Source organism: Amycolatopsis mediterranei, assembly GCF_026017845.1.
Lineage (GTDB): Bacteria > Actinomycetota > Actinomycetes > Mycobacteriales > Pseudonocardiaceae > Amycolatopsis > Amycolatopsis mediterranei.
Genome location: NZ_CP100416.1, coordinates 7960049 through 7972189 on the forward strand (window position 1 = coordinate 7960049; position 12141 = coordinate 7972189).

Below are 12141 nucleotides of genomic sequence, written 5' to 3' on the forward strand. Positions count from 1 at the left end.
CGTGCGCCGCCGGATCATTTCGCTCACGGTGCTGGCCGCCCTGGTCTCGACCGTGCTGTTCGCGCTGCCGCTGGGCATCGCCGCGACAAGGTACTACCGCGACGACACCACCACCGAGCTGGAACGGGCCGCGGACACCGTCGCGCTCGCGGTGTCCCACGCGCTGGACGCCGGGCTGCCGCCCGAGGTGCCACCGCCGGGCGACGAGGACGACGCCGACCGCGAGGTCGGGGTCTACAGCCCGGACGGGCGGCTGCTCGCCGGGCACGGCCCGGCCGCCGCCGGTTCGATCGAGCAGCAGGCGGCGAGCGCCACGATGGACGTCGTCACCGGCAACGAAGGGGACGACCTGGTGCTGGCCGTGCCGGTGCTCAGCGGCTCGAAGGTGACCGGGGTCGTCCGTGCCGCGATGCCGTCGTCCACGCTGACCGTGCGGATCGCCCTCACCTTGCACGGCATGGCCCTGCTGGCGGCGGCGGCGATCGGGGCGAGCTGGCTGCTGGCCCGGCGGTTCGCGAAGCGGCTCGTCCGGCCCCTCGAGGAGCTGGCCGCCGCGGCCGGGCGGCTCGGCGACGGCGATTTCACCGTCCGGTCGCCGCGCGCGGGCGTCCCCGAGATCGACCAGGTGGGCGAGACGCTGGACGCCACGGCGGCCCGGATCGGCGAGACGCTGGAACGCGAGCGGGCGTTCTCCGCGGAGGCGTCGCACCAGCTGCGGACCCCGCTGACCGGGCTGCGCCTGCAGCTCGAAGCCGCGCTGGAGACACCGGGCGCCGACCCGTACGCGGCGATCCGCGCCGGCATCGCCTCCGCCGACCGGCTCGAACGCACCATCGAGGACCTCCTGGCCCTGGGCCGGGAACGCCGGGGGCAGCGGGCCGAGCTGAACCTCGACCGGCTCCTCGACGAGCTCCGGCAGGCCGGCGAAGCCCTGCTCGGGCCGCAGGGCCGGAAGATTCGCATCGTCCGCGAAGACCCGCCGCCGGCGCGCGCGGCGGCCGCGGCGGTCCGGCAGGTCCTCGGCGTGCTCATGGACAACGCGGCGACCCACGGCCGCGGCACGGTCACGGTGCTGGCCCGCGACGCCGGCGACGCGCTCGCCATCGACGTCGCCGACGAAGGCCCGGACCTCGGCGAGACGGACCCGTTCGCGACCGCGGCCAGCGGCCACGGCATCGGCCTGCGCCTGGCCCGCGGCCTCGCCGAAGCCGAAGGCGGCCGCCTCCGGCTGAGCCGCCCGGACCCGCCCACGTTCACCCTCCTCCTGCCCGCCGCCCCGCCGTGATTGGGGAGTCATCTCGCGTGATTGGGGAGTCATCTCGCGTGATGGGGAGGTCGACACGACGGCCGGCCGTGTCGCCCCTTCAATCACGCGTGTCGACCCTTCAATCACGAATGATGGCTTCCCCATCACGGGTGCTGCCCGGTTACATCGGGAAGGTCTTGCGGAAGGTGGCCGAGATCGGCTCGAGGTCGGCCACGAGACGGGTGAGTTCGCCGGGGGTCAGGGCGGTGTAGGGGGCTTCCGCGAGCCGGTCGGTCAGTGCCTCGACGCGGTCCTTCGTGGCCTGGCCGGCCTCGGTGAGCCAGCCGTCGGTGCCGACGAGGCCGCGGGCGCGCAGGCCGTCGATGACCGCCGTCAGCTGGGCGGCCGGGAGGTGGCCGACCCGGCCGAACTCCCGGGCGGGGATGCCGCTGGACAGGGCGTGGAGCACGTGCGCCTCCGTCCCGCCGACGCCCTCGGCCAGCAACGCGACGGTGTGACCGTCGCCGCGGTGCTCGCGCAGGAGGGTGGCCGCGTGCCAGAGCCGGGCCACCGGCTCCTGCGGTACCGGGACCGCACGCAGGGCGGCGTAGAGCGCACGGCCCTCCACCGGTGCGCTGGTCGCCGCCTTCAGCAGGAGGTCGCCGGCGCGGGCGACGCCGGGGTCGTCGGCGAGTTCGCCGAGGATCCGCCGCATTCCCGCGACGCACCCGCGTTCGCGCGCGGCCAGCGCCGCTTCGGGGGTGGTCAGGTCCCACACCCGCGGGAGGTGCCGGGCCACCTCGCCGGGGGCGAAGTTGTAGAAGACGGCGTGGACCACCTCGGCCGGCACCGACCGGCCCAGCGGCGCGGCCCGGCCGGCGAAGTAGGCGTCCCACACGTTGCGCAGACCCAGCGCCATCAGGGCCTCGTCGGACTCGTCGGCGAAGTAGGGCACCAGGCCGATCGGCTCGACCAGGTCGTACATGCGGCGGGCGACGGGCTCGGACATCTTCATCCCCTGTGGGTCCCGGCGGCACCCTCGTGGCGGCCGCTCACCCCCTCCACGAACGGCTCCCCGGGGATCCGACACCCACGCTCGAGCAAAATTTCCATCGGAACGAATCGCCACGATCCGACGTCGATGTGCAATGAATCACCTGTGATTCATCTGTACGTGCAATGTTCTCCTGTTTTGCGCTCCGGAAACGACCGTTACCGTCGTCGGCATGACTTTGCGAGCCGCGACGGTGCGGCGGAAACCAGTCGCCGACCTGGTCACCGAAGGTGATCATGGCACGTTGAAGCGGTCGCTCGGCCTGGGGCAGCTCACCATGCTCAGCATCGGGGCGACGCTGGGCAGCGGCATCTTCGTCGTGCTCGGCGAAGCGGTCCCGGTGGCCGGCCCGGCGGTCGTGCTCTCCTTCGTGCTCGCCGGCGTCACGGCGATGTTCTCGGCGCTGTCGTACGCCGAACTCGCCGGGATGATCCCGCTGTCCGGTTCGTCCTACTCCTACACCTACGCCACGCTCGGCGAGCTGGTCGCCTGGGTCTGTGGGTGGTGCCTGGTGCTCGAATACGGCGTCTCGGTCGCTTCGGTCGCCGTCGGCTGGGGCCAGTACCTCAACGAACTGCTGCGGCTGGCCTTCGGCTTCGCCATCCCGGACGCGCTGAGCCGGCCGCCGGGCTCGGGCGGTGTGGTCAACGTGCCCGCCATCCTCGTCGTCGTCCTCGCGATGCTCCTGCTGCTGTCCGGCGCGAAGGAAAGCGCGCGGGCCAACGCGGTCATGGTCGTGGTCAAGATCGGCACGCTGGTGCTGTTCTGCGTGATCGCCTTCAGCGCGGTGCAGGCGAAGAACTTCACGCCGTTCCTGCCGCTCGGGCTGGCCGGGCTGAGCGCCGGCGGCGCCAAGCTGTTCTTCTCCTACATCGGCTTCGACGCGGCCTCGACCGCCGGCGAGGAGGCGAAGAACCCGCAGCGCGACCTGCCGCGCGCGATCCTGCTCTCCCTCGGCATCGTCACCGTGCTGTACTGCCTGGTCGCCGTGGCCGCCGTCGGCGCCCTGCCGTGGCAGCGGTTCGACGGCCAGGAGGCCGCGCTCTCGCACGTGCTCGACGTCGTCTCGGACAACCCGTTCTGGGCCGGGCTGCTGGCCGTGGGCGCGATCGTGGCGATCTCCAGCGTCGTGCTGACCGTCCTCTACGGACAGACGCGCATCCTGTTCGCGATGTCCCGCGACGGCCTCGTCCCGCCCGCGCTGTCCAAAGTGGACGCCAAGAGCGGCTCCCCGCGGATCAACACCCTGGTCGTCTCGGCCTTCGTCGCGGGCCTGGCCGCCTTCGTCCCGCTGGGGAAGCTGGCCGACGCCACCAGCATCGGCACGCTGTTCGCGTTCGGCCTGGTCAACGTGGCCGTCCTGCTGCTCCGCAAGCGCCAGCCCGACCGCCCGCGCTCGTTCCGCGTCCCGCTTTCGCCGGTGACGCCGATCCTGGGCGTGCTCTGCTGCGGGTACATGATGCTCAGCCTCGACGGCGCCACCTGGCTGGTCTTCGGCGCCTGGATGGCACTGGGCCTGCTGATCTACTTCGGTTACGGGATCCGGAAGTCGAGGCTGGCATGAGGGTCGCCGTCCACCAGGGCCCGCTCGGCGACCTCCCTCGGATCGACGCCGACCTCGTCGTCACCGCGGAGATGATCACGACGGGCTACCACATCGGCGTGCGCACGCACGAGCTCGCCGAACCCGCCGACGGGCCCACGGCGGCCCGGATGTCCGCGCTGGCGCGGCAGCTCGGCACCGCGCTGGCCTACGGCTACCCGGAAACCGACGGCGAGCACGTCTACAACAGCGTCCAGCTCGTCGACGCGACCGGCCGCCGGCTGGCCAACTACCGCAAGACGCACCTCTTCGGCGACCTCGACAACGCCTGGTTCACCCCCGGCGACGAGGCCGTGGTGCAGGCCGACCTCGGCGGCCTCCGGATCGGGCTGCTCATCTGCTACGACGTCGAGTTCCCGGAACTGGTCCGCGCGCACGCGCTCGCCGGCACCGAGCTGCTGGTCGTGCCGACCGCGCTGATGAGCCCGTACGAGCTGGTCGCCGACACGCTCGTGCCCGCGCGCGCCTACGAAAGCCAGCTGTTCGTCGCCTACGCGAACCGCTGCGACACCGAGCGGGAGCTGACCTACTGCGGGCGGTCCTGCGTCGTCGCCCCGACCGGCGAGGTGCTGGCCCGCGCCGGTTCCGGGCCCGAGGTCATCGCCGCCGACGTCACGCGGGACGCGCTGGCCGCGTCCCGGCTCGAGAACACCCACCTGGCCGACCGACGGCCCGAACTGTACCGGGGAACCACCGCATGACCTCCGCCGTTCCGACCGCGATCCACCACGACGAACCGGCAGGCCGCCCGATCACGATGTTCGGCCCGGACTTCCCGTTCGCCTACGACGACTACCTCGCCCACCCCGCCGGCCTGGGCTCGCTGCCCGCCGAGCGGCACGGCACCGAGGTCGCGGTGATCGGCGGCGGCCTCTCCGGCATCGTCACCGCGTACGAGCTGATGAAGCTGGGCCTGCGGCCGGTGGTGTACGAAGTCGCCGAGCTCGGCGGCCGGCTGCGGACCGTGCGGTTCCCGGGCTGCCCGGACGACGTCGTCGCCGAGATGGGCGCGATGCGCTTCCCGCCCGCGTCGACCGCGCTGTTCCACTACATCGACAAGGTCGGGCTCGAGACCACGCCGTTCCCCAACCCGCTGGCGCCGGGGACGCCGAGCACCGTCGTGGATCTGAAGGGACAGAGCCACTACGCGCGTACCCCCGAGGACCTGCCGGCCGTCTTCCGCGAAGTCGCCGCGGCCTGGGACCGGACCCTGGCCGAGCACGCCTCCTTCGCCGAGATGCAGACGGCGATCCGCGACCGCGACGCGAAGACGATCAAGCGGCTGTGGAACGAGCTCGTCCCACGGCTGGACAACCAGACGTTCTACGGGTTCCTCTGCGACTCCCCGGCGTTCGCCTCCTTCCGCCACCGCGAAATCTTCGGCCAGGTCGGGTTCGGCACCGGCGGCTGGGACACCGATTTCCCGAACTCCATCCTGGAGATCCTGCGCGTCGTCTACACCGGAGCCGACGACGAGCACCGCAGCATCGCCGGCGGCAGCAGGCAGCTCCCGCTGCGGTTGTGGGAGCACGCCCCGGAAGAAATCGTTTTCTGGCCGGCCGGCACCAGCCTACGCACGCTGCACGGCGGACGGCCGCAGCCCGGCGTCGCGCGGCTGCACCGCACGGCACCCGGCAACATCACCGTGACGGACACCGAAGGGCACATCCGGACGTTCCCGGCGGCGGTGTTCACCGCGCAGAGCTGGATGCTGCTGTCGAACATCGAGTGCGACGAAGCGCTGTTCCCGATCGACCACTGGACGGCGATCGAGCGCACGCACTACATGGCGTCGTCGAAGGTGTTCGTGCCGGTCGACCGGCCGTTCTGGCTGGATCGCGACCCGGCGACCGGCCGCGACGCGATGAGCATGACGCTCACCGACCGGATGCCCCGCGGCACGTACCTGCTCGGCGACGACCCGGACGCGCCCGCGGTGATCTGCCTGTCCTACACGTGGGCCGACGACTCGCTGAAGTGGCTGCCGCTTCCGGTCGGCGAGCGCGTCGAGGTGATGCTCCAGTCGCTGCGCGAGATCTACCCGGGTGTCGACGTCCGGCGGCACATCATCGGCGACCCGGTGACCGTGTCGTGGGAGGCCGAACCACACTTCATGGGCGCGTTCAAGGCGAACCTGCCCGGCCACTACCGCTACCAGCAGCGGCTGTTCACGCACTTCGTGCAGGACGAGCTGCCGGCGCGGTACCGGGGCCTGTTCCTGGCGGGCGACGACATCTCGTGGACGGCGGGCTGGGCCGAGGGCGCGGTGCAGACGGCGCTGAACGCGGTGTGGGGCGTGCTGCACCACTTCGGCGGGGCAACCGATCCGGCGAATCCGGGCCCGGGTGACGGCTTCGCGGACATCGCCCCGATCACGCTACCGGACTGACCGTGCCCCGATCGTGTATTGGGCAGGCAGCACATCCGACATCGTGCTCACTACCCTGCCCGGCGCAACGGCCCGTGCGACGATGGGCGGATGAACACCGAGCCGGCGCCGAGATGGCGAAGACTGGAACCGGACGAACGGAAGGAACAGATCTACGCTTGTGCGGCGCGGCTGTTCGGTGAGCGTCCCTATTCCGCAGTGTCCACTTCGGACATAGCCGCCGCGGCGGGGGTGGCGCGGGGGCTGATCAACCACTACTTCGGCACGAAACGCGAGCTGTACCTGGAGATCATCCGCCGCGCGCTGACCGTGCCGCGGCTGGCCGTCGAGATCCTCCCCGAGGGGCCGCTCGAACTGCGGGCCGACGTCGCCATCGAGTGGTTCCTCGACATGGTCACCAGCCAGGAGCGGATGTGGCTGGCCGCGATCGCCCCCGAAGGCATCGGCCGCGACCTCGAGGTGGAGCGCATCCTCGAAGAAGCCGACCGCGAATCCGCCGACCGCGTGCTGGAGGCCGTCGGGCTCTCCCGGGAGAGCGAGCACGGGGCCCAGCTCAACGCGCTGGTGCGCGCGTTCGGCGGAATGGTGAAGTCGGCGGGCCGGGAGTGGCTCGTGCGCCGCTCGCTGACGCGGGCGCAGGTGCACCTGCTGCTGTCGAAGTCGCTGGTGACCCTGGTCGGCGAGATCTTCCCGGCCATCCAGGCGGAGCCGCCGCGCGGCGCTCCCCCGGCGCCGCGGCAGGGCGAGTCCGGGTAGACCGAAGCCCCCGGCGCCACGAGGGGGAGGAGGGCGCCAGGGGCTCCGGGTCAGTGGGCGAACCACCGACGCACGCCCACGGTACGCCGAGGCACTGTCAAGTCGCTGTCAACCCGAAATCTCCGGATTGCGCAGTTCGTCCAGTCGGTGCGTGAGCCCGTCGAGGCACCGCCGGACCGCGTAGTCGTAGAGCTGCGCGTAATAGCCCGAAGCGAGGTCCGGGTCACCCATCAGGTCGTGCATCGCCGCGCCCAGCTCGGCCATCCCCGGCAGGTCGGCCCGCTCGCGGTAGGTCGCGTACTCCTCGGTGTTGTCGATCCGGAGCGCGAGCGCGCCGTCGCGGTCGTCCTCCATCGCGACGAACTGGCACGCGGTCATCAGCAGCAGGTTGTAGGCCAGCACGCTTTCGCGGCCGAACCCGGCGGTCAGCAGCACGCCGACGCCCGCGTCGATGGTGCGCGTGGCCGCTTTGACGGACGGGCCGAACAGCGCCAGCCGCCGCGCGCAGCCCGGGTAGGTCCGCAGCACCGCGCGCAGGCCGGCCAGCAGCTCGGTGAACCACTCCTGCCACGGCAGCTGCTCGGCCGGCAGCTCCAGCAGCCCGACGACCCGGTCGACGACGGCGTTCACCACCGCGTCCCGGTCGCCGACGTGGTGGTAGATCACCGCCGGGTAGGCCTCGACCGAGCGGGCGAGCTCCCGCAGTGTCCAGTTGTCGAGGCCGCGCTGGGCGGTGAGGGCCGTGGCCGCGCTGACGATGCAGTCGGCCGTCAGCGCCGGCAGTCCCGCCGCGGCCCGCGACCGAGGGCGGTGTCCCGTGCCCGAGGATGAAGTCGGCATGGGGTGTAACGGTATCCGCACCGCCCGTGCCGGTGCCAGCTCCGCGCGGGTACGGCAGGATCGGGGTATGGCACGCGCACAGGCCAACGGTCTCGAGCTCGAGTACGGCACTTTCGGCGATCCGGCGGCTCCGCCGCTGGTCCTGGTGATGGGCCTCGGTGCCCAGATGATCACCTGGGAGGACGGGTTCTGCGAACTGCTCGCCGGCCGCGGGTTCTTCGTCGTGCGTTACGACAACCGGGATGTCGGGCTCTCGACGTGGCTCGACCACCTGCCCCCGCCGGACCTGGCCGCGCTGGCGGCCGGCGATCTGTCGAGTGCGCCGTACACGCTGTCGGACATGGCCGACGACGCCGTCGGGCTGTTCGACGCGCTCGGCATCGAGAAGGCCCACGTGGTGGGGGCGTCGATGGGCGGGATGATCGTGCAGCAGCTGGCCATCGACCACCCGGACCGGCTGCGGTCGGTCACGTCGATCATGTCGACCACTGGCGACCCGGCGGTGGGACAGGCCGAGCCGTGGGCGCTGGCGATGCTGACCCGGCCGCCGGCCGGCACCCGCGAACAGGCCATCGCCGACAGCGTCGAGGGCTACCGGCGGCTCGGCTCCCCCGGCTACCCGGACGACGAAGCGTTCCTGCTGGCCAAGGCGACCCTGCACTACGACCGCGCCCGCCACCCGGTGGGCACGCTGCGCCATGCGGCGGCGGTCATGGCGTCCGGCGACCGCACGGCCGGGCTGCATTCGGTGCGCCTGCCGGCCCTGGTCGTCCACGGCGACGCCGACCCGCTGATCAACGTGAGCGGCGGCAAGGCGACGGCCGAGGCGATCCCGGGCGCGGAGCTGGTCGTGATCCCGGGTATGGGGCACAACCTGCCGCGCGCGGTCTGGCCCGAGCTCGCCGACGCGATCGGCCGCGTGACGGGTAAATAGCGCGTAAAGATCCCTGGGCCCGGTGTAGGGAAAGTGTCCGGGGTCACGCTCGTCGTCGTCCCCGGGCCTGGACTGGATGGATGACAGAGGACTTCGGGTTCCCGTTCGGCTGCGTGGCCGCGGTCGCCGCGGTGGTCGTGGCGGACCTGGCCGGAGCGACGGGTCATCCCTGGTACGCGCTGGTCACCCTGGGAGCGGTCGTCCTGTCGGCCGCCTACCGCAGTTCCCCGGCGGCGGCGGTGGGCGTCGCGGTGATCGCCTGGGCCCTGCACACGGGTTTCGTGCTCGGCCGCTTCGGCGAGCTCACCTTCGACCGCGCTTCCGCCCTCGCCGCCCTGGTCCTGGCTTGCGCCGTGGTCACCGGCGCCCTCGCCCGCACCGTGTCGCCCCCGCAATCACGCGTGTCGTCCGTCCAGGTACGCGAGTCGTCCGTCCAGGTACGCGAGTTCGCCGGCCGGGTCCTCCGGGTCCCGTGACCGGAAGGTCGGCTCGCGTACCTGAAGGGTCGACCTGCGTACCTGGAGGGTCGGCTTGCGTACCTGGACGGACGACACGCGTACCCCGGGGGACGACACGCGTACCTGGGTGGACGACGCGTCAGCGGCGGGGGAGGGCGGCGCGGCGGGCGGCCGAGGCCGCGATGATGCGGGGCAGGCCGGCCGGGTGGAGCGGGTCGATGCCCGTGAGGTCGCGGACGCGGCGGAGGCGGTAGTCGACCGTGTTGGGGTGGACGTGGAGCTGGGCCGCCGTGCGGCGGCGGTTGGTGTCCAGCGCCAGGTAGGTGTCCAGCGTCTCGACCAGCTCCGGGTGCGCTTCCAGCGGGTCGAGCGCCGCCGCGAGGCGGTCGCGGGCCGCTCCCGGGCGGGTCAGCTGGTACTCCACCAGGACGTCGTCGAGGCGGTACAGCCCCGGCGGCCGGCCGAACCACCGCAGCACGTCCAGCACCTCGCCGGTCTGCGCGGCCACCGCCCGGACCTCGGCCGGCGCCGCCGGTTCCGCCGCCGCCAGCACGGTCACCCCCGCCGCGCGCCCGGCCGCGTCGAGCACCGCGTGCCACTCCGGAACCGAGGCCAACCGGCCGGCCACCGGGAGCAGGACGAGCCCGCCGGGACCGTCCAGGGACGCCAGCACGCCGTCACCGCACGCCTGGTCGAACGCCGCCAGGAACCGGCGGAGCTTGCGGCGGACGGCGATCTCGGCGTCCACCCCCGGCGACTCCTCGTCGGCGTGCGGCCCGAGTTCGACGCTCAGCACGACGTACCGCGCGGGCAGCGTGATCCCGGCGCTGCGGGCGACGACGTCGACCGGGCCGCCGTCGACGAGCACCGACAGCAGCGTCCGGCGCGCGGTGTGCTCCTGCCCGACCTTCGTCCGCAGCTCCTCCAGGTACCCGCGGGTGACCGCGCCGGTGACCGTGCCGACGAACGCCAGCACCCGGTCCGCGACTTCGAGGAGATCGGCGACGTCCGCACTGCCCGACAGAGCGGCGCCGACGGCGAAGATCTCCCGCGCGCCGACGTGGTACGCGGTCAGCACGGCCTCCAGCGGGAAGCCCTCCTCCGCGCGGCGGACCGCGGACGCGCCGACCTGCCGCAGCTCGGCCGCGTTCAGCTCGCGGTTCTCGCGCAGGCTGCGCGCGAACGCCCGCACCGCCTGCCGCGTGATGCCCGCGATGTCGCCGGCCAGTTCCTCGACCGGGAGCCGCCGGTAGTCCGCGACCTCGGCCTGGATGCGCGCGAGCACCCGGGCGATCAGCTCGGGCTCCTCCCGGGTGAGCCGCTCGTGCACGCGCTGCCCGCCGAGGGCGAGATCCCCGCCGGGCTTGTGCTCCGTCACAACCGATCCCCCCGTTCTCTGCCCGCATTCCCAGTCAATCGAGCCACGCCCGGTGCCGATGGTGTCACGGAGACCAACAGTCGGCACTGCATCAAGAGAACAGCGTGTCAAGGAGGACGGCGTGCGAGTGAGAACGACGGCGTTCATCGCGATCATGGTCACCGCGCTGGCGGGCGCGACGGCGGTCCCGGCGGCGGCGGGCACCGCCGGGGAATACGTGGCACTGGGGGATTCGGCGGCGGCCGGGCCGCTGATCCTCCCGCCCGACCTCTCCTCCCCCGGCTGCCTCCGCTCCCTGGCGAACTACCCGCACGTCGCCGCGAAAGAACTCGGCGTGCCGCTGACGGACGTCACCTGTTCGGGCGCGACGACGGCGGACATGACCGCCCCGCAGCAGACGTCGGCCGGCGCCGTGCCGCCGCAGCTGGACGCGCTCGGCGCGCAGACCCGCACGGTGACCGTGACGATCGGCGGCAACGACGTCGGCCTGGTCGGGGCCGCGACGAGCTGCATCAACCTGCTGCCCGGCATCAACCCCGACTGCGTCGACCGGTACACCGCCGGCGGCCACGACCAGCTGGCCGAGAAGATCGCCGCGTTCGAGCCCGTGTGGGGCGCGCTGCTCGACGCGATCCACGCGAAGGCGCCGGACGCCGACGTCTTCGTGGCCGGCTACGGCACCTACCTGCCGCACAACGGCTGCTGGCCGATCGCGCCACTGACGCCCCGCGACGCGAACTACATCCAGGGCAGCATCGACAAGACGAACGCCGCGCTGGCCCGGCAGGCCGCCGCGCACGACGCGCACTACATCGACGTCCGGACGGCCTCGATCGGGCACGACGTCTGCAAGCTGCCCGGCGTGAAGTGGTTCGAGAGCGTGATCCCCACGTCGGTCGCCGCGCCGATGCACCCGAACGCCGACGGCATGGCCGCGATCGGCGGGCTGGTCGCCGCCGCGATCAGCGGCTGAAGTCCCAGCGCGCGGCACCGTGCGGCTCGGCGGTGGCGACGCCGACCGCCCGGTGCAGCGTGAGCCGGTACAGGTGCCAGGGCGCCGGCCCGGCGCTCGCCGCCATGAACGGCGCGTTGAACCCGCCGTCCTCCACCGTCGCGGGCCAGCCGCCCTCGCGGTAGACGGCCGCCACCCGCTCCAGGACCTCGGGTTCGGCGACCCGGTGGGCCTCCCCTTCCATCGTGAGGTCGAGGCCGCGCAGCCGCACCGACACGCTGCACGCCGGGTTCGCCGCCAGGTTGCGGGCCCGGCGCGTGCCCGGCCCGCTCACGAAGTACAGGGTGTCGTCCACCCAGATGGCGCCGACGCCGGCGGCGTGCGGACGCCCGTCGGGGCGGACGGTCCCGACGAAGAACGTCAGGTCCTCCTTGGGGGTCTGGGTGGCGAGGAGGTCGCGCGCCCTGCTCCACGGCAGCGCCGCGGACCCGGATCGGTCGAGGTTCTGGGTTGCTGTCGGTTCCGTCATGC

General features: G+C 72.6%; 12 protein-coding genes. 8 read left to right on the plus strand and 4 right to left on the minus strand.

Annotation, left to right across the window (positions count from 1 at the left end):
• Position 1 precedes the first annotated feature (1 nt).
• The gene (locus ISP_RS35645; protein ID WP_013228706.1) at positions 2 to 1285 is read left to right on the plus strand and encodes a HAMP domain-containing sensor histidine kinase; all 1284 of its coding nucleotides are present in this window, start codon (positions 2 to 4) and stop codon (positions 1283 to 1285) included.
• A 142-nt stretch (positions 1286 to 1427) separates the two neighbouring features.
• On the opposite strand, the gene ISP_RS35650 is transcribed toward ISP_RS35645, so the two are convergent.
• Positions 1428 to 2261: an SCO6745 family protein gene (locus tag ISP_RS35650; RefSeq protein WP_013228707.1), complete on the minus strand. Its 834-nt coding sequence runs from the start codon at positions 2259 to 2261 to the stop codon at positions 1428 to 1430.
• Positions 2262 to 2472: 211 nt separating this feature from the next.
• On the opposite strand from ISP_RS35650, the gene ISP_RS35655 reads away from it, so the two are divergent.
• The 4 genes from ISP_RS35655 (at position 2473) to ISP_RS35670 (ending at position 7048) form a co-directional block, all read left to right on the plus strand.
• A complete protein-coding gene (locus ISP_RS35655; RefSeq protein ID WP_013228708.1) occupies positions 2473 to 3864 on the plus strand; it encodes an amino acid permease in 1392 nt (463 codons plus the stop codon).
• Positions 3861 to 4604 (plus strand): carbon-nitrogen hydrolase family protein, encoded by a 744-nt coding sequence (locus tag ISP_RS35660; RefSeq protein WP_013228709.1) that lies wholly within the window; start codon positions 3861 to 3863, stop codon positions 4602 to 4604. The genes ISP_RS35655 and ISP_RS35660 overlap by 4 nt, the downstream gene beginning before the upstream one ends.
• Entirely contained in the window at positions 4601 to 6292 is a 1692-nt protein-coding gene (locus ISP_RS35665) for a flavin monoamine oxidase family protein (RefSeq protein WP_013228710.1), read from the plus strand. The genes ISP_RS35660 and ISP_RS35665 overlap by 4 nt, the downstream gene beginning before the upstream one ends.
• A 90-nt stretch (positions 6293 to 6382) precedes the next feature.
• Positions 6383 to 7048: a TetR/AcrR family transcriptional regulator gene (locus ISP_RS35670; RefSeq protein ID WP_013228711.1), complete on the plus strand. Its 666-nt coding sequence runs from the start codon at positions 6383 to 6385 to the stop codon at positions 7046 to 7048.
• A gap of 108 nt (positions 7049 to 7156) precedes the next feature.
• Here ISP_RS35670 and ISP_RS35675 read toward each other — a convergent pair whose 3' ends face one another.
• Entirely contained in the window at positions 7157 to 7888 is a 732-nt protein-coding gene (locus ISP_RS35675; protein WP_013228712.1) for a TetR/AcrR family transcriptional regulator, read from the minus strand.
• Positions 7889 to 7955: 67 nt separating this feature from the next.
• Here ISP_RS35675 and ISP_RS35680 point away from each other — a divergent pair, with 67 nt between their 5' ends.
• Positions 7956 to 8822 (plus strand): alpha/beta fold hydrolase, encoded by an 867-nt coding sequence (locus ISP_RS35680; protein WP_013228713.1) that lies wholly within the window; start codon positions 7956 to 7958, stop codon positions 8820 to 8822.
• An 80-nt stretch (positions 8823 to 8902) separates the two neighbouring features.
• On the plus strand, positions 8903 to 9298 hold the full coding sequence (locus tag ISP_RS35685) for a hypothetical protein (protein ID WP_013228714.1): 396 nt from the start codon (positions 8903 to 8905) through the stop codon (positions 9296 to 9298).
• Between the two features lie 121 nt (positions 9299 to 9419).
• Here the strand turns inward: ISP_RS35685 and ISP_RS35690 are convergent, their stop codons facing one another.
• Positions 9420 to 10658, minus strand: coding sequence for a PucR family transcriptional regulator (locus tag ISP_RS35690; protein ID WP_013228715.1), 1239 nt, complete (start codon positions 10656 to 10658; stop codon positions 9420 to 9422).
• A gap of 127 nt (positions 10659 to 10785) precedes the next feature.
• On the opposite strand from ISP_RS35690, the gene ISP_RS35695 reads away from it, so the two are divergent.
• The gene (locus ISP_RS35695) at positions 10786 to 11631 is read left to right on the plus strand and encodes an SGNH/GDSL hydrolase family protein (protein ID WP_013228716.1); all 846 of its coding nucleotides are present in this window, start codon (positions 10786 to 10788) and stop codon (positions 11629 to 11631) included.
• Here ISP_RS35695 and ISP_RS35700 read toward each other — a convergent pair.
• Positions 11621 to 12139 (minus strand): pyridoxamine 5'-phosphate oxidase family protein, encoded by a 519-nt coding sequence (locus tag ISP_RS35700; protein WP_013228717.1) that lies wholly within the window; start codon positions 12137 to 12139, stop codon positions 11621 to 11623. The genes ISP_RS35695 and ISP_RS35700 overlap by 11 nt on opposite strands.
• Positions 12140 to 12141 lie beyond the last annotated feature (2 nt).

What these genes read in the sequence shown, in the direction of transcription:
- ISP_RS35650 (WP_013228707.1), bottom strand. Translation starts at nt 2,261, where the DNA reads ATGAAGATGTCCGAGCCCGTCGCCCGCCGCATGTACGACCTGGTCGAG.
- ISP_RS35655 (WP_013228708.1), top strand. Translation starts at nt 2,473, where the DNA reads ATGACTTTGCGAGCCGCGACGGTGCGGCGGAAACCAGTCGCCGACCTG.
- ISP_RS35660 (WP_013228709.1), top strand. Translation starts at nt 3,861, where the DNA reads ATGAGGGTCGCCGTCCACCAGGGCCCGCTCGGCGACCTCCCTCGGATC.
- ISP_RS35665 (WP_013228710.1), top strand. Translation starts at nt 4,601, where the DNA reads ATGACCTCCGCCGTTCCGACCGCGATCCACCACGACGAACCGGCAGGC.
- ISP_RS35670 (WP_013228711.1), top strand. Translation starts at nt 6,383, where the DNA reads ATGAACACCGAGCCGGCGCCGAGATGGCGAAGACTGGAACCGGACGAA.
- ISP_RS35675 (WP_013228712.1), bottom strand. Translation starts at nt 7,888, where the DNA reads ATGCCGACTTCATCCTCGGGCACGGGACACCGCCCTCGGTCGCGGGCC.
- ISP_RS35680 (WP_013228713.1), top strand. Translation starts at nt 7,956, where the DNA reads ATGGCACGCGCACAGGCCAACGGTCTCGAGCTCGAGTACGGCACTTTC.
- ISP_RS35685 (WP_013228714.1), top strand. Translation starts at nt 8,903, where the DNA reads ATGACAGAGGACTTCGGGTTCCCGTTCGGCTGCGTGGCCGCGGTCGCC.
- ISP_RS35700 (WP_013228717.1), bottom strand. Translation starts at nt 12,139, where the DNA reads ATGACGGAACCGACAGCAACCCAGAACCTCGACCGATCCGGGTCCGCG.